Origin of the sequence: Buchnera aphidicola (Schlechtendalia chinensis) (assembly GCF_001648115.1) — a bacterium.
Taxonomy (GTDB): domain Bacteria; phylum Pseudomonadota; class Gammaproteobacteria; order Enterobacterales; family Enterobacteriaceae; genus Buchnera_B; species Buchnera_B aphidicola_N.
Genome location: NZ_CP011299.1, coordinates 261,588 through 287,543, shown reverse-complemented (window position 1 = coordinate 287,543; position 25,956 = coordinate 261,588). Strand labels below are relative to the sequence as shown.

Genomic DNA, 25,956 nt, shown 5'->3' with positions numbered 1-25,956 from the left:
TTAAAAAAATAGAATACAAACTTTAAATTTTTTACAATAATATTTAATTTATATTCCAATTATTAAATTCTTAATGATAATTTAAATTTAAACTGAGAAAATATGTCCCATTTTTTTTTCTTTAGCATTTAAATATTTAGAATTATTAATGTTCTTTCCTACAATTAACGATATTCTTTCTATAATTTTAATGCCATTTCTGTTTAATACCTTTACTTTTAAAGGATTATTAGTTAATAGTCGTATTTTTTTTATATCTAGTAGTTTAAATATATCAGCACAAAATGTAAAATCTCTTTCATCTTCAGAAAATCCTAAATAATGATTTGCTTCAACAGTATCTAAACCTAAGTCTTGCAATGCATAAGCTCGAACTTTATTGGATAATCCAATATTTCTACCTTCTTGACGATGATATATTAAAATACCACTTCCAGCTTTTACAATTTTCATTAATGCTGATTGCAATTGAAAACCACAATCACAACGCAAACTGAAAAATGCGTCACCAGAAAGGCATTCAGAGTGAATTCTTGACAAAACCGGATTACGATTTTTTATATTTCCATAAACTAAAGCAATATGATTTTTTCCTCCTTTTTTTTCTTCAAAAACAATCATTGAAAATTCACCGAATAAAGTAGGTAATTTAGTTTCTGCTATCCTTTTGAGTTGCATATGTTCTCCGTTTTTATTATTCTATAATTCTTTGTTTACTTATTTTTTCATATTACAAATAACATTAATTACAATTATAAAGTTTAAAAATGTAAACACATATTGCGACTTATAATTTCTAAAAAATTTACTTTTTATGTTTAAAACTATTAACATTTAACATATTGAGCTTAATAAACATAATACTTTTTTTAAATTTTAATCATAGTCATAATTTAATATATCTGTAAAACTAATAAAATACGTTATAATATTATGAAACCTTATAAAAAATTACAATTTTTTATAAAAATAAAGAATATTACATGTAATTTTTCTATTTTTGAGAAATATAAAGATTTTTAAAATAGTAATAATATTCATAATGTCATATTTCTATTTTAAAATCATTAAATGTTTTTAAGATTAATAATTACAATATAAGAAATTTTAATTATCAAAATTTTTAAAATGTAAATTTTGTAAGAGGTTAACGATATGATTACAAAAATTTCAAAAAAAAATCCTAAGATTATTATTGCTTTAGATTATTCCAATAAAAAAAAAGCTATGAAATTAATTAATAATATCGATCCAAACGTCTACGCGTTAAAAATAGGAATAATAATGTTTTATGAATTTGGAAAAATTTTTATAAAAAAATTGCAAAAATTAGGATTTAATATTTTCTTAGATTTAAAATTTCATGATATTCCTAATACTGTATTTAAAGCGATACAATCTATATCTGAATTAAACGTGTGGATGATCAGTGTTCATATTTGTGGTGGCTTAGAAATGTTAAAATCAGCTAAATTAGCATTAAATTATCATAGTTGCAATAATAAAACATTGTTAATGGGTGTAACAACTCTAACGAGTCTTGATATTTCTGATACTGCTGATATAGGAATAAATATGTCAATTAGTAATTATATATTAAAATTATCAAAATTAGCACAAACATGTAGTTTAGATGGTATTATTTGTCCTGGAAAATTCGTTTTAAAAATTAAAAAACACTTAGGAAAAAATTTAAAAATTTTAACTCCCGGTATTCGATTAGAAAGCAAACTTAATGATGATCAAAAAAACATTATTACTCCTAACCTTGCAAAAGAGTATAAAATCAACTATATTGTTATTGGAAGAGCAATCACATCTTTAAAAAGTCCTATTAAAGAATTAGAAAAAATCCAAAGAGAATTAAATTCATTTTAGAAAAATTTCTGAACTAACCGTGTTATATTGTAATTCTGCATGATAAGATGAACGAACAAATGGACCACAAAAAGCTTTTGTGAACCCTATTGATAACGCCTTTTTTTTTAGTTTAGAAAATTCTACAGGATGAACATATCTCTGTACAGGAATATGATTTTTGCTAGGTTGTAAATATTGTCCTAATGTTAGTATATTAACGCCACTATTGAATAAATCTTTCATTACTTGTATTATTTCACTATTTGTCTCTCCTAATCCTAACATTAGTCCAGATTTTGTTGGAATACTTGGATTTTTTATTTTAAATAGTTCTAATAATTTCAATGATTTTTTATAATTTGCACCAGGTCTAACTGACTTATATAATCTTGGCACATTTTCTAAATTATGATTAAATATATCTGGTGGAGATAAACTAATTGTTTGAACTGCACGATTTAATGCACCTCTAAAATCCGGAACTAAAATCTCAATAACAATACTTTTCTTTTTACGAATCTCTCGAATACAATTTAAAAAATGTTGTGCTCCTCTATCTTCTAAATCGTCTCGAACTACAGAAGTAATAACAATATGATTTATATTTAAATCTATAGCAGCTTTTAACAATTGTTTTGGTTCTTTCAGATTAATATCTCTTGGTCTTCCGTGATTTACTGCACAAAATGGGCACCTTCTAGTACAGATTGTACCAAGAATCATAAATGTAGCTGTACCTTGATTAAAGCACTCAAATAAATTTGGACATAGTGCTTGTTCGCAAACAGTACTGAGTCTATTGCTTCTTAATGAAAGTTTTGTATGTCGTATTTCGCATGCGTTAGAAGGATATTTAACTTTAATCCAATCTGGTTTTTTTAAAATTTTTTCAGAAAAATTTGGTAAAACTTTTATTAATATTTTTTTATTATATGACTTTTTTAAATTTGTTTTATTTAAAAAATCTTCTTTATTTTCATACATATATTTAATCTTCTTTCAAACTTTTTTTATAAATAAATGTTTTAGATTAAGAAATTATATTATTTTTTTGTATTAAAAATTTTTTTAAACATGTCACTGATTAAAAATTGATATTTTAAATTTTATGTAATGTCTGAATATAAAACATTGAAAAATATTTTTTAATATTATTAATTAATACTAACTGAATTAGTCTAAAATTCAAATTAGGTTTGATATCAATTACTTGAGTCACATTAATATTGTTGCCACAAGGATTAATATAACTAAAAGGAGATAAATCCATATCAACATTTAACGACGTCCCATAAAAAGAACAACCTTTTTTGATTCTTAATCCAAAAGAGCATATTTTTTTATTATCAACATATATTCCAGGAAACTCTTTCAATACGTATGCTGTAATAGAAAAATACTTTAAAGTAGATAATATTGTTTCTTGTATTAAATAAATGAGTGTACTAATACTTATCTTAAGACGTATTAAATCTAACAAAAAATATACTATTATTTGTCCTGGGCCATGATATGTTGTTTTTCCACCTCTATCACTAAATATAATCGGAATATTTTTAGGAACTTTCCAACTATATTTTCTTTCATTAACTCCAAAAGTATAAACAGGGTAATGCTGAACTAGCCATATTTCGTCTAACATACATTCATTTCGTATGCTAGTAAAATGTTGCATATAATGAGATATAATTTTAAATTGTCTTAATCCAAAATTACGAATTTTAATGTTAACTTTCAAAAAATTTAAGTATCCTAAAAAATAATTTAAAAACTATGTATTCGTTATACAAATATTAATTTATAATTTAAAACAATTTTACATATAAAATAGTTTACAAAATAGTTGAAAAAGTAATGTGACATGATTTAAATATAACCCAAAAAAATAGATTTTAACCCTAATATTATAAGTTCAACACCTATTGCCATTAGTAACAAACCCATGATTCGTGTCATCACATTAATTCCATTTTCTCCAATGATTTCTACAATTAAAGGTGAAATTTTGAATAAACACCAACAAAAACATGAAAAAATAATAATTGTAATTGTACATCCTAATATATTAACCCAACTAGAATAATGAGTACTCCAAATTATAGTAGAACTAATAGCACCAGGACCTGCTATTAAAGGCATGGCTAACGGAACAACAGCAATGTTTCCAGTTACATTTTTGTTTCTATTTTTATTTATATCTTTCTTTATATTTGATATTAATTTTCCATTTACCATAGCAAACGCAAGAGAAATAATTAACATACCTCCAGCAATTCTAAAAGAACTCAGAGAAATATTGAATAAATCTAAAACAACACTTCCAAACAGCAATGAAAAAAATAAAATAAAAGTTACTGCTATATTTGTAGTAAAATTTGTTTGGTTTCTTTCAATCTCAGATTGAGAATTAGTCATGCTCATAAAAATAGGAATCATTCCAATAGGATTAATTAAAGCAAACAAACTGAAAAAAAAACTTACATATGTAGACATATCAAAAATGAAACTATTCATATTTCACCTCAAAATTATCATGTAATAGATATAATATCAATAAATGTAAGAATAGATAAAATACGTAATATTAAATGCAAAATTATAGTAACACGTCAAAATATTTAAATATATTTCAATGTCTTTAATTAAATGTCACAATATAATATTAAATTTTCTAAAAACGTTTTAAAACATATTGTATTTAAAACATATTTGTAAAAATAGGAATTCTCGCTATTACTAAAATTTTAAGAAGAGTTTACATTAAATAACAGGCTTACCTATGATACTTCTTGCATCTAATTTTATATCTATTAATGTAACTTTAATAATACTAGAAATAACATAATATTCTTTTCCCATAATATATACAATTCCTTTTTCTCTATTACATAAAATTTCACTCTTATCAGAGTGCAATAATGTAGAAGGTAAAAAAACATTAGCTCCATTTTCCAAAAGTTTTACTTTTATTCCAGAACGACATATGTCAATAATTTTAGCACTAAAAACTTTATTGCTATGATTTTTTGATTTTAAGAAAATTACATATAACCAATTTTCAACATCTCGTTCTGCCATTTTCATACAACGTCTTCTATTATTTATTTTCATCAAAACTTTATTGTTAGGTATAAGTGCTTCTCCTTCTCCTGTAATAATAACTTTTAAAAGGCGATGATTAATCATATCTCCATATTTTCTAATTGGCGAAGTCCAAGTAGCATAAAATGGAAATCCTAAAGCAAAATGAGGTCCAGGTACGTTATCAATTCCTCCAAAAGACAAAAATCTTTGAATGCGATTTCTAAGATATTCATTAGGAACACTGTCTAATAAACGTTTTAATTTACAAAATCCGTTTAGTGTCATAATTTCATTAACGTCAAATGAAATATTATATTTGGATAACAATTTAACAATACGTTTTGCATTAATAAAATCGAATCCAGAATGTATATTATATATTCCAAATCCTAATTTATCTGACAAAAATTTTGCTGCACAAAAATTGGCTGCTATCATTGATTCTTCAACAATTTTATTAGCTATTCTTTTAGATTCAGAACATATATCTAATATTTCAAAAGAATTTGATAATTTGAAGACATATTCTGGACGCTCGTTGAACAATAACGCATGTTTTTTTCTCCATTGAATTCTAACATGACATAACTCGTTCAACAGCAGTAATTGATTTGCAACTAAATCGGATTCTGGAAACCATTCTCCTTTGTTTTCTAGCCAATCCGAAACAGATTTATACGATAATTGAGATTTAGACATTACCCATGTTAAAAAAAAGTTAGTTTTCTGATGCAATATTGTGCCATCACAATTAAAAAAAATTTTACAAGCAATAGCAGGACGACGTTTATTAATTTTTAGTGAGCATTTGTTTTCAGATAAAATACGGGGAAGCATTGGAACATTAAAACCAGGTAAGTAATGAGTAAATGCTCTATTTAATGCTATCTTGTCTAATTTACTTCCTAAATCTACATATGAAGTAGGATCGGAAATAGCAACAGTTAAAACAAAATTTCCAGACAAATCTCTTTCAATAAATAATGCATCATCAATATCTTTAGTAGAATGATGGTCAATAGTAATAAAATTTAAATTAGTACAATCTGTTCTTGGAAAATCATTATTAAAAACAATGTTCTGTACTTTTGAATTAGGTTCTGAAATTTCTAATTGGTGCTTCTCAAGAGTTGCTAACCATGGAACTAACGGATCATTAGATTTTGCTATAAATTTAATTAATTTAGCACAAAATTTAAAATTACCTCTTAATTTATGATTTGTTAATACAGCTAAAACCCAATCTCCAGTTTTAACATCTTTTGGAAGTATACAGGAAACTGTACATGAAATTAGCTCTTTATAATATGGATAATCAGGTTTTACGTAAAAATTTTCTTGAATTATTTGAATTTTACCAATGAAATTAGACAAAAATGGTTCTATTAATTTTTCTGGATAAACAACTTCTCTGTTATTTTCAATTTTTAATTGTGCTATAACACGATCTCCATGCATTACTAATTTCATTTCTTGAGGAGGTACAAAATAGCTAGTATGTGAATTTATTTCTAAAAATCCAAATCCTTTTCTAGTACTTTTAATTGTTCCTTCAATTCTAGGAATTTTAGAGTGTAGTTTTTTTTTTAATTTTGAAAGTAATGGATGATTATGAAACATAATGATACAACCTATATATACATAAAATGAAATGAAAATATTAATTGTAACGTAATATATAAACTAGATTTGCAATTTTTATTCAATATAGGTATTAAAACGATAATAGTTAATTGAATGTAAAAAATTAATTTATAATTTTTTCTTTATTATGCTTTTTTTAAAACAAAAAATTTATTTTGATATAATACGTATAATAATATATCATACAAAAATTATACGTTTATTAATTGTACAATTTATTTCATAGCAGAAATATTAAATCCACCGTCAACATAAATTATTTGTCCAGTAATACCTTTAGATAAATTAGAACATAAAAATGCTGCAGTGTTTCCAATGTCTTGAACAGTAACTGAATTATTGCAAAGAGATATAGAATTACTGAAATTTAATATATTTTTAAAATTTTTAATTCCATATGAAGATAAAGTTCTAATTGGAGCAGATGATATTGCGTTAACTCGAATACTATCATTTCCCATACTACTTGCCATATATCTTATATTTGACTCTAATGAAGCTTTTGCAACACCCATAACATTATAGTTAGGCACTACTTCTTGAGAACCTATATAACTTAATGTCAAAAGAGCTGAATTTTTTTTTAACATAGATCTACATTCTTTAGCCATGCCTACAAAACTATAAGAACTAATATCATGAACATGTAAAAAATCTTTTCTAGTTATATTATTAATATAATCTCCAGACATTTGATGTTTTGGAGAATACGCTATAGAATGAACAAATCCATCGAATTTTTTCCATCTTTTAGATATTTTAAAAAATAACATTCTAATACTTTCATCACTAGATACATCACATGGAAAAACAATACTAATTCCTAATTCTTTCGCTAAAGAAAGCACTTTTTCTCTCATCTTGTCAAGATGATATGTTAACGCTAGAGTAGCACTTTGTGCTCGCATCGCTCTAGCTATACCGAAAGCAAGAGAACATCGATTTGCTATTCCTGTAATTAAAATTTTTTTTCCTTTCATAAAACCCATAAAATAATCCTATAAAACACTTCAAAACTAATCGAATATAATAAAAATTTAAAATAATAATATTAAAAATTTCTAAAGCATAATATTACTGCATTAAATAATAAATCATTATGATTTTTTTTAAATATTTCCATGCTTGTAATGCTGGATGTTTTTTTTTATGTGATTAAAAAAACCTATTTTTTTCATTTTATTTAGTTTTTTAATTGCCTGATTTCTATCATTAGATAAAGTTTTTAAAAGTGCGCTTGAACCATTTACATATGATACAATCGTCGCATATTGTAATATTTCTTTATTATGCAATCCTGCTAAATACTGATGTTGTAAAACATAAATGTAAGCTGTTCCTATATCAATATTAATTTTAGGATCATACAAATCGCTAATAGATGGTTGACCAATTTTACCTTGAAATTGATACACTTCTTTACCAGCACCGAATGGTTTTACTTGCATTAATCCAATTGCTTTGGAACGACTTACAGCTCTTTGATTTCCTGATGATTCAACACAAATAATAGATTTTATTAATCTTTGATCAACATTATATTTTTTTGAAATTTTTTGAACAATTTTAGACCAAGTTCGCATAATTTTAATTGAACAAACATGATTATAAGTTAACTTTTTATTATTAATTTCATGTTTTTTTTTAAGTTACTAAATCCAAAACTCAATGTTATAAAAAAAATAATATGCATTATTATAGTTGTTTTTTTAATTAATAATTGATATTTATACATAAATGTTAATTTTTTAAAATTTAATTTAATTAAACTATATTTATTTTAAAATTATATTACTATTTAAAATATACAAATTTTGTTTACATAAATTTACAATATTACTCATTATGTTTATAATTTTTAAAATTTTTAGCTAATTTTGTTGATAAACCCAAATAACTCATAGGAGTTAATTGAATTAGCTGTATTTTTTCTTCCTCTGGAATTGTCAAACTGTTAATGTAACTATGAATTATAGCTGAATTAATTTTTTTTCCTCTAGTTAATAACTTTAATTTATCATAAGCATCTCTTATCCCATATTTACACATTACAGTGTGAATTGGTTCTGCTAATATTTCCCAATGCTTGTCTAAATCTTCTAAAAGTTGTACTTCATTAACTTTTAATTTCTGAATTCCTGATATCATAGAATCATATGCTATCATCGAATAAGCTATAACTGAACCCATATTTCTTAATACTGTAGAATCACTTAAGTCTCTTTGCCAACGCGAAATAGGTAATTTTCGTGTAAAATAACTTATTATAGCATTTGCAAGCCCAAGATTCCCTTCAGAATTTTCAAAATTTATAGGATTTATTTTATGTGGCATAATAGAAGAACCAATTTCATTAACGTTATTCTTTTGAACAAAATAGTTTAACGAAATGTATCCCCACATATCTTGATTAAAATTAATTAAAATAGTATTAACTCTCGCTATACAACTAAAAAACTCAGAAATATAATCATGAGGTTCAATTTGAGTAGTATAAGGATTCCATTCTAATCCAAGAGATAAAACAAAATCTTGACTAATTTTATGCCAGTTAATATTAGGATATGCTGAAAAATGCGCGTTATAATTACCAGTAGAGCCATTAATTTTCCCTAATAAATTTATATTTTTAAATTGTATCAATTGACGTTCTATTCTATAAGAAAAATTAACCATTTCTTTTCCTATTGTCGATGGAGTAGCTGGTTGACCATGGGTTCGAGATAAAATAGGAAAATTATAATAATTAGATATAATTTTTTTGAGTTCTTTAATAATATTTTCCCAAATAGGAATAATAAATTTGTCTTTAGCAGCTTTTAACATTAAAGAATATGCTAAGTTATTTATATCTTCTGAAGTGCAAAAGCAATGTACAAAGTTCACAACTCGATGTGCACCTAACATCTTAAACAATTTGTCTTTTAAAAAATATTCTATTGACTTTACATCATGATTAATTGTCTTCTCTAATTTTTTTATATTTTGAGCATCATGTTCATTAAAATTGTTCATAATTTCATCGATTCGACAATTAATACTCTCATTTTCTTTTATAAATACATTTATTTCTTTTAATGTTAATAACTTTTTTAACCAAAGTAATTCAACTTTTACACGAAATTTTAAAAATGCGTATTCACTAAAAATATCTCGTAATTTAACAGTACGATTGCCATAACGACCATCTATCGGTGAAATAGCAGTAAGAGATGATAGCATCATTATTTATTTGTTTCCTTAAAATATAATAAAATCTTAAACCTATCATTAATGGTCAAAAAAAAACTTTTTAAATACATTATTAGCCTGATTATATATTTGATTTCTACAAAAAATAAGTTGAAAAAAATTACCACCAACTTGTCTCCATAAGACTGCCGAACGAATTCCTGCAAGTAATGTACAACGAATTTTATTTTGAACTGATATATTTTTTAATATTTTTTGTGATCCAAAAATTTGAATACGTGATCCTAATTTACTAATAACATCTAAATATATTACTGATAGTAAATCAACTAATGTATCATGAGAATATGAAAAATTTACATTTCTTTCTATTAGCATAGAAATCTTTTTAAATAATATTTTTCGGTAAAAAACGTTTTTTTTTAACTTTTTTTCTAAAATAATGATGTGAAATATATAACGTAACATTACGTGTGATATATTATAATTATTAGAATATTTTAATAAAGATAATAACGTTTCTACTCCTGATTTTAAATTTTTTTCTGAATTTCCATATACAGATAATGTAGTTTCTGGATTAATTTTTAATATACTATTAACACTTACTTTTAACCCATCTTCATTACAAGTTCCTGTTTGAGATAATTGATGCACAAAAAAAACTGATTGACATATTCCAGACAGAGACAACATAATTGAATAAAAATTTTTAATCACAATTATATTTTCCTAATACTTATAATACTATAATGCATTTACAATGTTAGTATGGGTAACCGTGATTTAATTATACCCCCTCCTAAACATAACTCTGATAAGTAAAAAACTACAGATTGTCCAGGAGTTATTGATGAAATTGGATATTTAAATAATACTTTTACCATTTTTTCTTTATATATAGATATTTTACATTCAACGTCTTTTTGACAATATCTTACTTTCACTGAACATAAATAACAATCATTTATCTCTATTTCATTTATCCAATGTAAACGATACGCTATTAATCCTATAGACATTAAATAATGATTATTAACTCCTTGAGCAACAATTAAAGAATTACAAATAATATCTTTTTCTATGACATACCACGGAATATTTTTAACACCGTCCATTCCTCCTATACCTAATCCTTTCCTTTGGCCTAAAGTATAATATGCCAGTCCTTTATGTAATCCTATTATTTTACCGGAAGTAGTAATAATGTTTCCTTTTTTTTGCGGAATATATGTATTCAAAAAATTATTAAAATTTTTGGGATTTATAAAGCAAATTCCAGTAGAATCTTTTTTGTTAAAAACAACTAAATTTAAACGTTTTGCTATTTTTCTTACAACATCTTTCGTCATTTTTCCTAATGGGAACAAACACTTTTTAAGAATATGCTTATTAATAGTATATAAAAAATAACTTTGATCTTTTTTAAAATCAACACCTCGCAATAAAAATGACAATTTTTTAAAATCTTTTCTTCGAACATAATGTCCAGTAGCAATAAAATCAGCACCGAGATTATTAATAGCAAACTCATAAAATGCTTTAAATTTTATTTCTTTGTTACATAATACATCAGGGTTAGGTGTTTTTCCTAATTTATATTCTTTTAAAAATTTTTTAAATACGTATTCCCAATATTCAAAAGAAAAATTAACTTTATTTAAATGGATGCCTAACTGATCACAAACACATTCAGCATCTTCTAAATCTTTTTTCGAAGAACAATAAGTATTGTTATCATTTTCCTCCCAATTTTTCATAAATAATCCCTCTACATGATAATTTTTATTTTTTAAAATCCATGCAGATACAGATGAATCTACGCCTCCAGACATAGCTAACACAACTTTTTTTTTAAATTTTAACATATAATTTTCTTTCTAAAAGTAAAAACATTTTGTAAAATGCTTACAGGTTAGTTTGTTATATGAATTAGAATGAAATTTCTTAACAACATTATTAATAGTAAAATATAGTTATTGAAAACTAATTTAATTATTAAATTATATAAACTTTAAATACATATTTATATTTTTAACATAATAAACACAATTTATGTAAAAATATATATAAAAAAAAATTATAAAGTTATATTAATAATGTTTGATATAAAACCGATTAAATTACGAGAATAATTTGATTATATAAATGGTAATTTTAAATTCAATGAAAAGAATAAGAAATTTTTGTATTATTGCTCATATTGACCATGGAAAATCAACTATTTCTGATAGGTTCATTCAACTTTGCGGAGGATTATCAGAAAGAGAAATGAGTTCGCAAGTTTTAGATTCTATGGATTTAGAAAAAGAAAGAGGCATTACTATTAAAGCACAAAGCGTTACAATTAATTATATTTCAAATAAAAATAAAGAATACCAACTAAATTTTATCGATACTCCAGGACATGTAGATTTTTCATATGAAGTATCACGTTCTTTATCTGCTTGTGAAGGTGCTCTACTAATTGTAGATTCAGTACAAGGAGTAGAAGCACAAACTGTATCTAATTGTCATAAAGCTTTAGATATGAATCTAACAATTATACCTGTTTTAAACAAAATAGATTTACCTAATTCTAATCCTAAAAAAGTAGAAAAAGACATAGAGAAACTTGTAGGAATTTCTGTAAAAAATTCAATACATTGTTCAGCTAAGACAGGAAAGGGTATTAAAAATGTATTAGAACAAATTATACGTGATATTTCTGCTCCAAATGGAAACATAAATAATGATTTTCAAGCACTAATAATTGATTCTTGGTTTGATAATTATTTAGGAGTAGTATCTCTGATTTGCGTAAAGAATGGAATTCTTAAAGAAAAGTCTAAAATAAAAGTAATGAGTACAAATAAAACATATTATGTAGAAAAAATAGGAATATTTACTCCAAAAAGAGTATATAAAAACAGTTTAAAATGTGGTGAAATAGGCTGGATCATTTGTGGAATTAGAAATATAATTGGTGCACCCGTTGGTGATACCTTAGCATCAGTAAATAGCGTTTCAGAGTATGCACTGCCTGGATTTAAAAAAATTAAACCAAACATTTATGCAGGTTTGTTCACTATTAATACAAATCAATTTGACATTTTTAGAAACGCATTAGAAAAATTAAGTTTAAATGATTCATCTTTGTTTTATGAACCTGAATCTTCTATGTCATTAGGTTTTGGTTTTAGATGTGGGTTTTTAGGAATATTGCATATGGAAATTATACAAGCTAGGTTAGAACGCGAATATAATATTGAGATAATATCAACGCAACCTACCGTTGTATATAAAATTATAAAAACTAATAATGATATTTTATTTCTTGATACCCCATCTCAATTTCCGACGGCAAATTTAATTAAAGAAATTCAAGAACCGATAGCTAAATGCAAAATTTTACTACCTAAAAAATATTTAGGAAATATATTATCATTATGTTCGGAAAAAAGAGGAGTGCAAACCGATGTAACATATTATGGCAATCAAATCATGTTACATTATAGCATTCCAATGTCAGAAATTATATTAAATTTTTTCGATCAGTTAAAATCTCAATCTAGTGGATATGCTTCATTAGAGTACAACTTTGAGTCATATAAAACTTCTAATATGAAATTATTAGATATATTGATAAACTATAAAAAAATTGATTCTTTATCATTAATAATTCATAAAACACAAGTAATGATTCAAGCACGCATAATAATAGAAAAAATGAAAAAGTTAATTCCAAGGCATCAATTTGACATTGTCATTCAAGCAATTATAGAAAAAAAAATAGTTGCAAAATCCACTATTAAGCAGTTGAGAAAAAATGTATTAGCAAAATGTTACGGAGGAGATGTAACTAGGAAAAAAAAATTATTAAAAAAACAAAAACTTGGAAAAAAGAAAATGAAAAAAATTGGAAATATAAATATACCAAAAGAAGTATTTTTATCTATTTTAAAAAAATCCAATTCGTCTTAATAATCATTTATAAAAAAGGAAATGTTAATGAATAGCAATCAATTGATTATACTTTTATTAATTTCGATACTAATTACTGGAGTGTGTTGGATTATAATAAAAAGAGAAAACATGCTAAAAAAAAAATGAAAATCAACTTTTCTAATAAATTTGAAACTACGATTTTTCAAAATTGTATACAATTTTTAGCTTCTCTTTTTCCTATATTTTTTATAATTTTTTTAATTCGATCTTTTTTGTTTGAACCATTTAAAATTCCGTCTGAATCTATGATGCCTACATTGTTAGTAGGAGATTATATATTAGTCAAAAAATTTTCTTATGGAATTAGAAATCCGATTACTAATAATATATTAATCAATATTAGTCATCCTGAACGCGGTGATGTAGTAGTTTTTAAATATCCAAAAAATACAAGTTTAAATTATATTAAAAGAGTTATAGGACTACCTGGCGACGAAATTACTTATAATACATTTTCTAAAAATTTTATCGTAAAATTTAAAAGCACTAAATTCAAAAATTGTAAACAAAAATTTATAATTCCCCATATAAATATACAGCCAAGCAATTTTTTTCAAATATTTAAAAAAACTATATACTTTTCACAGAGTAAGAAAAGCCCTAAAAATAAAAAAATATTAAGGAGTATAATTTTCCGTTTAAATATATGTACAGAACAATTAGACAAATTAGCATATAAAATACTATTTTCTAATAATATAGTAGATCAAAAATCAATGTATTTTCAACAAAAAAGTCAAAAAAGAGGAACCTGGATTGTTCCAAAAAATATGTATTTTGTAATAGGCGATAACCGAGATAATAGTTTGGACAGTCGATATTGGGGTTTTGTTCCAGAAAATAATCTAATAGGAAAAGCAACTACTATATGGATGAGTCTCAAAAAAATAGAAAATGGTTGGCCAATCGGAATACGAATAAATCGCATTGGAAGTATATATTAAAATGGATTAAAATATTTTAATGTTTATTACGATAAAATTCATATAAAAAACTAATTTAATATATAATTACCAAATTAGTACAATTGGCAATGATATGAACCATAATGTAGTGAGCAAATTACAAAAAACTCTAGGATATATTTTTACTAAAAAAGATTTGTTAATTCAAGCATTAACTCATAGAAGTGCAAATAGTAAGCATAACGAAAGACTTGAGTTTTTAGGAGATTCTATTCTAAGTTTTGTTATAGCTAATGCTCTATATCATTTTTTTCCTAACGTTAATGAAGGAGATATGAGCAGAATGAGAGCAACTTTAGTTAAAGGAAACACTTTAGCTAAAATAGCATCTGAATTCAATTTAGGTAATTATTTACAATTAGGGCAAGGAGAACTTAAAAGTGGTGGATTCAGAAGAGAATCAATATTAGCAAATACGATAGAAGCACTTATTGGTAGTATATTTTTAGATAGTAATTTAAAAACAGTAGAAAAATTAATCTTAAAATGGTATAAAAAAAGATTAGAAAAAATTAGTCCTGGAGATACTCAAAAAGATCCTAAGACTAGATTACAAGAATATTTACAATCAAAACATTTGCCTCTACCTTCATATCTAGTAGAACAAGTTTATGGAGAAGCACATAACCAATTATTTACTATTTATTGCGAAATTAGTGGAGTAAATGAGAAACTAATTGGAATTGGATCTAGCCGAAGAAAAGCAGAACAAGAAGCAGCGCAAAACGCATTAACAAAACTAGGATTAGAGTGAAACAAAAATATTATTGTGGAACAATTGTTATCGTTGGAAAACCTAATGCAGGAAAATCAACAATAATTAATAGTCTAGTAAAAACTAAAGTATCTATCGTTTCTAAACGACCACATACAACTCAATGCGACATTATTGGAATTCAAAACGATGGATTATTTCAAGCAATTTACATCGATACGCCTGGAATATCATATAAACATTTTAATGTTAATAATGTAATCGAAAAATGCTATATTAACAAATTATGTAATAATGCAACATTAATATTATTTGTATTAGATGGAATAACATGGACATCAGAAGATAATTTAATATTAAATCTTGTAAAACATAATACTATTCCAGTAATAGCAGTAATTAATAAAAACGATAAAATACTACAAAAAAATAATTTATTACCATATATAGAGTCTTTGAGAAAAAAAAAGTTATTTGAAGAAATTGTGCCAATTTCTGGAAAAACAGGAGAAAATATTCATTTACTATCAAAACTAGTTCAAGCATTACTTCCTATATCTAAAATACGTTTTCCAACTACGCAAAAAACCAGTTATAATTTGTATTTTAAAGTTCAGGAAATTATTAGAGAGAAGTTTATATTTTATTTAGGAGAAGAAGTTTCCTACTCAATAAGAATAATTGTTGAAAGTATATGTTTCAAAGAAAAAAAAATGTACGTCATAAAAGCATTGATTGTTGTAAAAAATAATCAACATAAGCAAATAATTGTTGGAAAAAAAGGAACTAAAATAAAATTTTGTGGAACTCTTGCTAGACAAGAGTTAGAAAAATACTTCAAACATAAAGTATACCTTTCATTATTTGTTAAAAAAGATAACAAAAAATATCAAGTTTATAATGTTCATCAAAAAAAGTTTTTACAAAAATAAATTATTGAAATATAAGAAATTTTTAACACTTATTAAAAATATTGCCAATAAAATTTTAAATAATAAAAAATATTAAAATACATGAGCATTTTTGGAATAGGAATAGATATTTTATCTATAATTAGAATAAAAAGTATAATTCGAACGTTAGGAAAAAAATTTGCAAAACGTATATTATCTAGATTTGAATTAAAAGAATATCAAAGAAGTACTAATCCTGTTTATTTTTTAGCGAAGCACTTTTCTGTTAAAGAATCAGCTTCTAAAGCATTAGGAACAGGAATACGAAATGGAATAAAATTTAATAATTTTGAATTACGCCATAATAAGTTAGGGAAGCCATATTTAAGGTTTTTAAAAAAAGCTAAAATAATTACAAAAAATTTAGGTGTACATTGTGCGCATGTTAGCATAAGTGATGAAAAATTATACATTTTAACTATTGTGATTTTCGAAAAATAAATTAAATACATGATTCTTTTAAAAATAATTATTTTCTTTTATTTCTAAAAAAAACTCGTAATATTTTTTTACATTCTTCATTTAAAACATTTTTCGTAATTAATATTTTATTTTTTCGTATTCTTGTTCTAATATTATCTCCAAAAAAAGTACAATGATTTGTTTTGTTATAACATGTTCCAAATACTAGTCTAGAAATCCTACTATTAATAATTGCTCCGTAACACATAAAACAAGGTTCCAAAGTTACATATAATGTTGTACTTAATAAACGATAGTTTTTCAAAAATTTTCCTCCTTTGCGTAATGCTATTATTTCAGCATGAGCGGTGGGATCATGCTTAGAAATAGAACTATTTGAACCTTTTCCAATAATAACATCATTTAATACTAACACTGCACCTACAGGAACCTCTTGCTTTATTTCAGCTAACCGAGCAAATTTAAGAGCTGATTTCATAAAATATTGATCGTCTAAGTTCATTAGTTAATTCCAAATAAAATTTTATTTTCTAAAATAATTTTAATCTGTTATACTAAATTTACTTTTTTCATAATTCTACTTTTCTCGAGATTCCACATAGATTTTTTTTCTTCATCTCGTTTATCACGTTGTGTTTTCCCTTTTGCAATAGCAATTTTTATTTTACACCAACTATTTTTTAAAAAAAATGATAAAACTATAGCAGTATATCCATTTTTATATATTTTATTATGTAAAGAAATAATTTCGTTTTTTTTAAGTAATACTTTTATTTTTCTTTTTAAGTGATGAAACGTATGAAGACTAGTAGTATGAAGAGGATTAAATTGCACACCAAACAAATATACTTCACCTAAATGAAATGAAACATAACTATTTACTATATTTACATTACCCAATTTTAACGCTTTTACTTCCCAACCTAGTAAGACTAAACCGGCATCTAAAGTTGATTCTACAAAATAATTATATTTTGCTTTTCTATTAACAACAATGTTTGTAACTGAATCGTTAACTTTATGTTTCATCTATTTCACATCCAATTCTAATATTTATATTTTACTATAGCTAGTTGAAAAGAACATTTCTGGAAAATGTACGTTTTGAATTTTTTATAATGATTGTTAAAATATTTTTTTACATTAAAAACATAAATAATAATATATGAAAATGAAACTTATTGAAGTCACTATTGTATACGCTTTGAAAAAAACGCAATACTTAAAAAAAATAAAATTAAAAAATCAAATTTCCGTCAAAAAAGCAATATTGTTATCTAATATAATTAAAAATAAAAATATTGATATACATAATAACAACGTAGGAATTTATGGGAAAATAGTAAATTTAAGTGATCTCGTTAATCATGGAGATCGAATTGAAATTTATCGGCCATTATTGACAGACCCAAAAGAGTTAAGACGAAAAAAGTATTATTCAATAAAAAAATAAAATACCAAAAATTTAACTTTAAACATAGTTTAAATACTAAAATTTTTTTACTTTTATTCAGTAAAACGTAAATTTTCAAAAAATTTATCATGGTTGAAATTTAGAAACTACTACCAATGCTGGTCGTAACAATCTTTCATTTATTAAATAACCTTTTTGCATAATGGAAATTACATAATTTTCCTTTTTATTGTCGTTACAAGGTTTTGTAACCATAGCTTGGTGCATTTCGGGGTTAAATGGAACATTAAATTCATCTATTACTTTTATTCCAAACTTTTCCAAAAATTTCAAAAAAGACTGAAAAATATTTTCCAATTCACAAAATATTGGTGTTAAATTCTTATCATTTTTGTCAAATAAATGCAATGCACGCTCAACGTTATCAATAATAGGAAGCAATGAACTGATAAAATTACTTAAAGAAAATTTATGAGTATTACTTATATCCTTTTCTATTCTATTACGAAACAAACGTATCCTTTCTGATCTTAAAATTTTTTTTTTCAAAAGATCTGAATTAAGATCTTCAATATTTTTATTAAGAATATCAATTTTTTCTGAAAGTAAATTACTATCGATTATTGATGAATTTTCGTTTTGATTAATGTTTTCAATATTATCCTTTCTTAAATTTTTTTCTTCTTTTTCCATAACTTTAAACTCCTAAACTCAAAATAATTATTCGAGAAACTCGATATATAAAATTTTATTTTTTTTAAAGAACTTTTTAACAGTTAAAATTTATAAAACTAACTAAAATTTATTAAAAATCTTTAATTAAGGGTTTTTGATAAGAAATCCCCATGTCCCATGGTTGTTCAATCCATACTTTTTGAGGTATATCTACAATATACTCGTCTACTAAAGATTTCCCCATTGGTTTTGCAAAAATAGTAACAAATATTGCTTTCGGATATATATGACGGATAGTTTGAACTGTACCTCCAGTATCAACTAAATCATCTACTATAATAATATCAGAATTATTTTTACCATGTACAGATGCGTGTTTTAAGATTTTTAAATCTCGTAATCTATTATGATCATAACTAGATACACAAATAGTATCAACAAATCTAATATTTAATTCTCTTGCTAATAATGCTGATGGAATTAGACCTCCTCTACTGACTGCGATAATACTTTTCCATCGTGTTACTGGAAGCAATCTGTAAGCTAATCTTCTAGCATAAATTTGTAACATATCCCAAGTAACAATATATTTCCTACTCATAAAAAACCTAAAAATACAATCTCAAAATTAGCTTAATTAAATTAGATAATACAAAATCTATGCTAAAATTATTTCTAAAGTTTTAATTCGATTTTTTTTAAAATAAATAATTTAAAAAACATATTTATATGAATTACATAATTTTCCGATGCTATCCTCATTATACCAGATCAAAATTAAACATGATTTATGAGAAAAAATTACAGTAAAATACTTGAATTTAAATATACGGTGCGGACGGGACTTGAACCCGCGACCCCCGGCGTGACAGGCCGATATTCTAACCAACTGAACTACCGCACCAATTACTGAATTTTTCATTTCAAGTATATAATTTAATATTATTACTGTCAACATAGTTTCATACACATTTTATTCTGTTAACCAAATACATTTTCCTGATATATTCATCATGTATTTTAAATAGTTTTTATGACTAATACTTTCATGCTCTGTTGCTAACAAAATTTTAGATCGCGCATGTTTTGAGTATGCTTTCTTTGACAAATAATTTTCAAAAACGTTATTATCAAATATTGGCAAAGACTTTTGAAAATTAGTCATAAATATGTATACTTTAGCTAATAGTTTAGCATCATAGATTGCGCTATGTATTGTTCTATTAGTAATATCAATTTTATAACGGGTACATAAAGAATCTAAAGTGTTCTTCTTTCCTGGAAATATTTTTCGTGCCATTGACAATGTATCGATAATATTGCAATTTTCTGAAATATTTTTAACATTTAATTTCAGCATACTTAATTCATAATTAATAAAACCAATATCAAATTTAGCATTATGAATAATTAAATCAGAATTATCAAGATATGTTAAAAATGGTACAATGATTTCTGAAAATTTAGGCTTACATGACAAAAAATTACTAGAAATTCCATGAATTTTAAAAGCATTTTTATCTATTGATCTTTCAGGAAAAATATATGAGTGAAAATTATTACCAGTAATATGATTATTAATAATTTCTACTGCTCCAATTTCAATTATTCTATGATTTTCGTAAAAACAACCGGTAAAATTCATACCTGTAGTTTCAGTATCTAAAACAACTTTTCTATCTTTTTTCATATTTTATATATCAAAATCTTTGAGGAAAATGTAATTATGTCAAATGTCGTAAAAATATTTTCAGATGGTTCTTGCTTCGGAAATCCAGGACCAGGAGGATATTGTTCAATAATTCAATGCAATAATCAAGAAATTATCATTAGCTCAGGATTTTATTATACTACAAACAATCGTATGGAACTTATGGGAGTTATAAAAGCATTAGAAAAAATAAAAAAACCATGTATTATCGAAGTAACACTTGATAGTCAATATGTTCAAAAGGGAATTTCACTATGGATCAAAAAATGGAAATTAAATAATTGGAAAACCGCAAAAAACACAAAAGTTAAAAATATTGATCTTTGGGTTCATTTAAATAAAAGATTATGTCATCACAAAGTAAATTGGAAATGGATAAAAGGACATTCAGGACATAGTGAAAATGAACGATGCAATGATAAAGCAAAAGATTCTGCAAAATATCCTACATTTCAGGATTTTGGATATGTTACATACTAATATTACATAGTATTAAATATTTAAAATTACATTAATAATACTTCTCAAAAAATAATCTAATCATCGAAAAAATAAAATAGTTAACACATGAAAATAATATATATACCAATACTAAACGATAATTACGTATGGATAATGATAAACCATAAAAATTTTTGTATTATTGTTGATCCAGGAGGAAACGATGCATTAATTTTGAATTCAATAAAAAAACTCAACATTCATCCTGTAGCTATTCTAGTTACGCATTTTCATAGTGATCACGTTATGGGAATTAAAAAATTAATCAAAATGTATCCCAAATTATTTGTCTACGGTCCAAAGGAAGCAAAAAAATTTGGAGTAAACAAAATATGTAAAAACAATACCTTTATTAAAATTTTAAATTATAAATTCCAAGTGATATTTACTCCAGGTCATACTGAAGGACACGTATCATATTATAAAAATCCTTATTTATTTTGTGGAGACACACTTTTTTCAGGAGGATGTGGGAAAATAGCAGATGGCATGTTATTAAAAGCATACAACTCACTTAATAAACTTAAACGTCTTCCCAATGAAACTTTAATTTATTGTACACATGAATATACATTACAAAACTTAAAATTTTCTAAATCTATTTTTAAAAATAATGCAATTTTATCTAAATTATATAAAAAAACTTATAATATGCGTTTAGAAAATAAATGTTCGTTACCTAGTACATTAAAAATTGAAAAAAAAATAAATCCATTTTTAAATTTAAATACATTAGAAGTAAAAAATTACACTAAAATTCATAAAGACTTAATGTTTGGATCCAATATTTTATATAAATTAAGAAAAATGAAAGAAGAATACAAATAAAATCTGGAGCTAAGCGGGGTCGAACCGCTGACCTCCTGCGTGCAAAGCAGGCGCTCTCCCAACTGAGCTACAGCCCCATTAATTTAAATATTTAAATTTATAGTGGTAGGCCTGAGTGGAATTGAACCACCGACCTCACCCTTATCAGGGGTGTGCTCTAACCAAGCTGAGCTACAAGCCTGTTTTTATGTTAATTAGAAAATTTGTGTGGGTACAACCTAAAATTAAGAATTATTTATAAGGAGGTGATCCAACCGCAGGTTCCCCTACGGTTACCTTGTTACGACTTCACCCCAGTCATGAATCACAAAGTGGTAAGCGCCATCCAGATAAAACTTGGTTAAGCTACTTGCTTCTTTTGCAACCCACTCCCATGGTGTGACGGGCGGTGTGTACAAGGCCCGGGAACGTATTCACCGTGGCATTCTGATCCACGATTACTAGCGATTCCGACTTCGTGGAGTCGAGTTGCAGACTCCAGTCCGAACTACGACATACTTTATGAGGTTTGCTTATCTTTGCAGAGCTGCATCTCTTTGTATATGCCATTGTAGCACGTGTGTAGCCCTGGTCGTAAGGGCCATGATGACTTGACGTCATCCCCACCTTCCTCCGGTTTATAACCGGCAGTCTCCTCTGAGTTCCCGGCCGAACCGATGGCAACAAAGGATAGGGGTTGCGCTCGTTGCGGGACTTAACCCAACATTTCACAACACGAGCTGACGACAGCCATGCAGCACCTGTCTCATAGTTCCCTAAGGCACTCTTCTATCTCTAAAAAATTCTATGGATGTCAAGACCAGGTAAGGTTCTTCGCGTTGCATCGAATTAAACCACATGCTCCACCGCTTGTGCGGGCCCCCGTCAATTCATTTGAGTTTTAGCCTTGCGACCGTACTCCCCAGGCGGTCGACTTAATGCGTTAGCTTCGGAAGACACTTCTCAAGGAAGCAACCTCCAAGTCGACATCGTTTACAGCATGGACTACCAGGGTATCTAATCCTGTTTGCTCCCCACGCTTTCGCACCTCAGCGTCAGTATTCATTTAGGAGGTCGCTTTCGCCACTGGTATTCCTCTAGATATCTACGCATTTCACCGCTACACCTAGAATTCTACCTCCCTCTATGATACTCTAGCCTATCAGTTTCAAATGCAGTTCCTAAGTTAAGCCTAGGGATTTCACATCTGACTTAAAAAACCGCCTACGTGCTCTTTACGCCCAGTAATTCCGATTAACGCTTGCACCCTCCGTATTACCGCGGCTGCTGGCACGGAGTTAGCCGGTGCTTCTTTTTCGGGTAACGTCATAAGAACTAATGTATTATAAAAGTTCTCTTTCTTCCCCGCTGAAAGTACTTTACAACCCGAAGGCCTTCTTCATACACGCGGCATAGCTGCATCAGGCTTTCGCCCATTGTGCAATATTCCCCACTGCTGCCTCCCGTAGGAGTCTGGACCGTATCTCAGTTCCAGTGTGGCTGGTTATCCTCTCAGACCAGCTAGAGATCGTAGCATTGGTAAGCCATTACCTCACCATCAAGCTAATCTCGTCTGGGTTCATCTAAAAGCGTAAGGCCAAAAGGTCCCCTACTTTGGTTTTCCAACATTATGCGGTATTAGCCATCGTTTCCAATAGTTGTCCCCCTCTTTTAGGTAGATCCCCAGATATTACTCACCCGTTTGCCGCTTGCCGACAAGAAAAAAAAATATTTTCTTTCGATGCCGCTCGACTTGCATGTGTTAGGCTTGCCGCCAGCGTTCAATCTGAGCCATGATCAAACTCTTCAATTGAAAATTCTTTTATAAAAAATAAAAAAATTATTTTTTAATAAATAAAACACTAAATAATTTTATTCTTTAATTTTAGCGTACCCACACAAATTTTCTAATATTTTTTTAAAGAACATAACTCCTAAACTTTTTATATAATTACACTTTTTATTTGTCTTGTCAACAATTTTAAAAACAATTTTTTTTATAAAAAATAAAAAATAAAAATTTACAAAAATTTATCGAATACGATATATAATTATTATCTAAAACTATATAATTTTACATTATACAATTAAATAATTATTACAAAAACATTTATTTTAAAGAATGTATATACAAATATATAAAAAATGAATATAAAATCAATTTTAAAAAAACATATAATTCAATCTCTAACAAATAATGGAATAAAAAAATCAAGTGATATTCTAGTTTATAATACTTATGATAAAAAACCATGGAATTATCAAATTAATGGAATAATTAATATAGCAAAACATACAAACCAAGATTCTTACACACTTGCTAAAAAAATTGCTATTAAAATGCAAATTCATGAAATGTATAAAAGTATTCAAGTATCTCAACCTGGATTTATTAACATTTTTTTAAACGAAACATGGATGTTTAAGAAATTAGAAAAAAAAATAAATTCGATACGACTAGATGTTAAACTTCAAAAACCTAAAAATATTGTTATAGACTATTCATCTCCGAACATTGCAAAAGATATGCATGTAGGACATTTACGTTCAACAGTTATAGGAGACGCTACAGCTAGAATTATGGAGTTTCTTGGACATAACGTTATTAGAATGAACCATATTGGAGACTGGGGTATGCAATTTGGAATGATAATAGCCTATTTACAAGAAAATAAAAAAAAATTAGAACTTTTAAAATTTTTAAATTTTAATGCAATATATCAAAAAGCTAAAAAATTATGTGAAAAAAACGAAAAATTTTTAAAAAAAACACAAGAATGCACAATAAAGTTGCAATCTGATGATAAATGCTACAAAAAAATTTGGCAAGAAATTGTTAATATCACTATTCATAGAAATGAAAAAATTTATAAAAAATTAGATGTAACTCTTTCTAAAAAGCACATTTTAGGAGAGAGTTTTTACAAAGATATGTTACCAGAAATAGTAAAAGATCTAAAAAATAAAAGAATTGCAATAGAACATAACGGTGCAATAATAGTTTTTTTGAATACATTTAAAAATAGGAACGGAGATCCAATGGGTGTAACTATTAAGAACGAAGATGGAAGATTTCTTTACGCTGCTACTGATTTAGCATGTTTAAAATATCGGTATGAAGTACTTCATGCTGATCAAATACTGTATTATACTGATAGCAGACAACACCGACATCTTATGCAAATAATAGAAATAGGAAAAAAAGCTGGTTATATTCCTAACGATTTTCAAATAGAACACCATATGTTTGGAATGATATTATCTAAGAATAATCGTCCATTTAAAACTAGATCCGGAGAAAATATAAAATTATCGTTTTTACTTAATGAAGCAATAAATCGTGCTAAAACCATTGCAAAACAAAAAAATCCAGCTATTTCTAATAAAAAACTTAACTTATTAGCTAAAAAAATAGGAATCGGAGCTATAAAATATTTCGATCTTTCTAAAAACAGATCTACTAATTATACTTTTAATTGGAAAAATATATTGTCTTTTAATGGGAATACTGCACCTTACATACAATATGCATACACTAGAATACTATCTATATTTAAAAAACTTGAGATTTCAATGATAAAAATAAAAGGAAAAATACAATTAACAGAATTATGTGAAATAAAATTAGGATTCAAATTATTACAATTTGAAGAAATAATTGTTGAAACTTCTAAAAAAGGTATGCCACACATATTGTGTGGATATCTATATGATCTTGCAACACTTTTTTCACATTTCTATGAAAATTGCTCTATTTTATTTTCTAAAAATATAAAAACTCATAATAGTAGATTAATTTTATCGTTTTTAACCGCAAGAACGATAAAACAAGGATTAAAAATTATAGGAATTTCGACGATTAACTATATGTAAAAAAAGATTATTTAAATTTTATAACATAGAACTATTTCTAATGCCAAACTTTAATATAACATTATTATATATATAATTTGTCTTATATATAAAAGTGATACATACACTCATGTACCACTCAAAATTATTCTAAAATTACAAAAATTATGCAG

The 25,956-nt window shown here is 26.0% G+C and carries 25 protein-coding genes, 3 tRNA genes and 1 rRNA gene; 10 read left to right on the top strand and 19 right to left on the bottom strand.

The genetic code is table 11. The features are described 5' to 3' along the window. Positions 1-87 precede the first annotated feature (87 nt). Positions 88-678, bottom strand: coding sequence for a GTP cyclohydrolase II (gene ribA, locus XW81_RS01285; protein WP_075474150.1), 591 nt, complete (start codon positions 676-678; stop codon positions 88-90). 477 nt (positions 679-1,155) lie between these two features. On the opposite strand from ribA, the gene pyrF reads away from it, so the two are divergent. Beyond that, positions 1,156-1,878: an orotidine-5'-phosphate decarboxylase gene (pyrF, locus tag XW81_RS01280; protein ID WP_075474148.1), complete on the top strand. Its 723-nt coding sequence runs from the start codon at positions 1,156-1,158 to the stop codon at positions 1,876-1,878. Here the strand turns inward: pyrF and lipA are convergent. The 9 genes from lipA to mnmA form a co-directional block, all read right to left on the bottom strand. Further along, entirely contained in the window at positions 1,870-2,844 is a 975-nt protein-coding gene (lipA, locus tag XW81_RS01275; protein ID WP_075474145.1) for a lipoyl synthase, read from the bottom strand. The genes pyrF and lipA overlap by 9 nt on opposite strands. Before the next feature lie 115 nt (positions 2,845-2,959). Next, positions 2,960-3,598: a lipoyl(octanoyl) transferase LipB gene (lipB, locus tag XW81_RS01270; RefSeq protein WP_075474143.1), complete on the bottom strand. Its 639-nt coding sequence runs from the start codon at positions 3,596-3,598 to the stop codon at positions 2,960-2,962. Between the two features lie 128 nt (positions 3,599-3,726). Beyond that, a complete protein-coding gene (locus XW81_RS01265) occupies positions 3,727-4,374 on the bottom strand; it encodes a YchE family NAAT transporter (RefSeq protein ID WP_075474141.1) in 648 nt (215 codons plus the stop codon). A gap of 246 nt (positions 4,375-4,620) precedes the next feature. Next, the gene (locus tag XW81_RS01260) at positions 4,621-6,564 is read right to left on the bottom strand and encodes an exoribonuclease II (RefSeq protein WP_075474139.1); all 1,944 of its coding nucleotides are present in this window, start codon (positions 6,562-6,564) and stop codon (positions 4,621-4,623) included. A gap of 239 nt (positions 6,565-6,803) precedes the next feature. Next, positions 6,804-7,577 (bottom strand): enoyl-ACP reductase FabI, encoded by a 774-nt coding sequence (locus XW81_RS01255; protein ID WP_075474137.1) that lies wholly within the window; start codon positions 7,575-7,577, stop codon positions 6,804-6,806. A 120-nt stretch (positions 7,578-7,697) separates the two neighbouring features. Continuing rightward, positions 7,698-8,171, bottom strand: coding sequence for a transglycosylase SLT domain-containing protein (locus XW81_RS01250; protein WP_075474135.1), 474 nt, complete (start codon positions 8,169-8,171; stop codon positions 7,698-7,700). Positions 8,172-8,424: 253 nt separating this feature from the next. After that, on the bottom strand, positions 8,425-9,813 hold the full coding sequence (gene purB, locus XW81_RS01245; protein ID WP_075474133.1) for an adenylosuccinate lyase: 1,389 nt from the start codon (positions 9,811-9,813) through the stop codon (positions 8,425-8,427). A 45-nt stretch (positions 9,814-9,858) separates the two neighbouring features. Beyond that, complete coding sequence (gene hflD / locus XW81_RS01240; RefSeq protein ID WP_075474131.1) at positions 9,859-10,500, bottom strand: high frequency lysogenization protein HflD; 642 nt, start codon at positions 10,498-10,500, stop codon at positions 9,859-9,861. Positions 10,501-10,538: 38 nt separating this feature from the next. Next, complete coding sequence (gene mnmA, locus XW81_RS01235) at positions 10,539-11,648, bottom strand: tRNA 2-thiouridine(34) synthase MnmA (RefSeq protein WP_075474129.1); 1,110 nt, start codon at positions 11,646-11,648, stop codon at positions 10,539-10,541. A gap of 298 nt (positions 11,649-11,946) precedes the next feature. On the opposite strand from mnmA, the gene lepA reads away from it, so the two are divergent. From lepA to acpS, 5 genes are all read left to right on the top strand, one after another. Beyond that, a complete protein-coding gene (lepA, locus tag XW81_RS01230) occupies positions 11,947-13,743 on the top strand; it encodes a translation elongation factor 4 (RefSeq protein ID WP_075474429.1) in 1,797 nt (598 codons plus the stop codon). Positions 13,744-13,826: 83 nt separating this feature from the next. Continuing rightward, positions 13,827-14,711, top strand: a complete 885-nt coding sequence (lepB, locus tag XW81_RS01225; protein WP_228860892.1) for a signal peptidase I — start codon at positions 13,827-13,829, stop codon at positions 14,709-14,711. A gap of 94 nt (positions 14,712-14,805) precedes the next feature. Continuing rightward, on the top strand, positions 14,806-15,486 hold the full coding sequence (rnc, locus tag XW81_RS01220; RefSeq protein ID WP_075474128.1) for a ribonuclease III: 681 nt from the start codon (positions 14,806-14,808) through the stop codon (positions 15,484-15,486). After that, positions 15,483-16,379 (top strand): GTPase Era, encoded by an 897-nt coding sequence (gene era, locus XW81_RS01215; RefSeq protein ID WP_195182288.1) that lies wholly within the window; start codon positions 15,483-15,485, stop codon positions 16,377-16,379. Before rnc ends, era begins: the two co-directional genes overlap by 4 nt. 81 nt (positions 16,380-16,460) lie before the next feature. Further along, entirely contained in the window at positions 16,461-16,841 is a 381-nt protein-coding gene (gene acpS / locus XW81_RS01210; RefSeq protein WP_075474124.1) for a holo-ACP synthase, read from the top strand. A 28-nt stretch (positions 16,842-16,869) separates the two neighbouring features. Here acpS and tadA read toward each other — a convergent pair whose 3' ends face one another. Both tadA and smpB read right to left on the bottom strand, forming a co-directional pair. After that, positions 16,870-17,325 (bottom strand): tRNA adenosine(34) deaminase TadA, encoded by a 456-nt coding sequence (tadA, locus tag XW81_RS01205; RefSeq protein ID WP_075474121.1) that lies wholly within the window; start codon positions 17,323-17,325, stop codon positions 16,870-16,872. Positions 17,326-17,372: 47 nt separating this feature from the next. Next, complete coding sequence (gene smpB / locus XW81_RS01200) at positions 17,373-17,852, bottom strand: SsrA-binding protein SmpB (protein WP_075474119.1); 480 nt, start codon at positions 17,850-17,852, stop codon at positions 17,373-17,375. 142 nt (positions 17,853-17,994) lie between these two features. On the opposite strand from smpB, the gene XW81_RS01195 reads away from it, so the two are divergent. Next, positions 17,995-18,276 carry an RnfH family protein gene (locus XW81_RS01195; protein WP_075474117.1) on the top strand — a complete coding sequence of 94 codons (282 nt, stop codon included), beginning with the start codon at positions 17,995-17,997 and terminating at the stop codon, positions 18,274-18,276. An 87-nt stretch (positions 18,277-18,363) separates the two neighbouring features. On the opposite strand, the gene grpE is transcribed toward XW81_RS01195, so the two are convergent. From grpE to dnaQ, 4 genes are all read right to left on the bottom strand, one after another. Continuing rightward, positions 18,364-18,930, bottom strand: a complete 567-nt coding sequence (grpE, locus tag XW81_RS01190) for a nucleotide exchange factor GrpE (protein ID WP_075474115.1) — start codon at positions 18,928-18,930, stop codon at positions 18,364-18,366. Between the two features lie 112 nt (positions 18,931-19,042). Further along, a complete protein-coding gene (gpt, locus tag XW81_RS01185) occupies positions 19,043-19,513 on the bottom strand; it encodes a xanthine phosphoribosyltransferase (protein ID WP_075474113.1) in 471 nt (156 codons plus the stop codon). A 229-nt stretch (positions 19,514-19,742) separates the two neighbouring features. Beyond that, positions 19,743-19,816 (bottom strand) — tRNA-Asp (locus XW81_RS01180). Positions 19,817-19,885: 69 nt separating this feature from the next. After that, entirely contained in the window at positions 19,886-20,602 is a 717-nt protein-coding gene (dnaQ, locus tag XW81_RS01175; protein ID WP_075474111.1) for a DNA polymerase III subunit epsilon, read from the bottom strand. 36 nt (positions 20,603-20,638) lie between these two features. Here dnaQ and rnhA point away from each other — a divergent pair, with 36 nt between their 5' ends. After that, positions 20,639-21,103 carry a ribonuclease HI gene (rnhA, locus tag XW81_RS01170; RefSeq protein WP_075474109.1) on the top strand — a complete coding sequence of 155 codons (465 nt, stop codon included), beginning with the start codon at positions 20,639-20,641 and terminating at the stop codon, positions 21,101-21,103. 87 nt (positions 21,104-21,190) lie between these two features. Continuing rightward, entirely contained in the window at positions 21,191-21,952 is a 762-nt protein-coding gene (gloB, locus tag XW81_RS01165) for a hydroxyacylglutathione hydrolase (RefSeq protein ID WP_075474107.1), read from the top strand. A 4-nt stretch (positions 21,953-21,956) separates the two neighbouring features. Here the strand turns inward: gloB and XW81_RS01160 are convergent. The 3 genes from XW81_RS01160 to XW81_RS01150 all read right to left on the bottom strand — a co-directional run bounded on the left by XW81_RS01160 (position 21,957) and on the right by XW81_RS01150 (position 23,744). After that, positions 21,957-22,029, bottom strand: a tRNA-Ala gene (locus XW81_RS01160). 26 nt (positions 22,030-22,055) lie between these two features. Next, a tRNA-Ile gene (locus tag XW81_RS01155) sits at positions 22,056-22,133 on the bottom strand. A 57-nt stretch (positions 22,134-22,190) separates the two neighbouring features. Continuing rightward, a 16S ribosomal RNA gene (locus XW81_RS01150) occupies positions 22,191-23,744 on the bottom strand. A 332-nt stretch (positions 23,745-24,076) separates the two neighbouring features. On the opposite strand from XW81_RS01150, the gene argS reads away from it, so the two are divergent. Further along, the gene (gene argS, locus XW81_RS01145; RefSeq protein WP_075474105.1) at positions 24,077-25,804 is read left to right on the top strand and encodes an arginine--tRNA ligase; all 1,728 of its coding nucleotides are present in this window, start codon (positions 24,077-24,079) and stop codon (positions 25,802-25,804) included. Positions 25,805-25,956 lie beyond the last annotated feature (152 nt).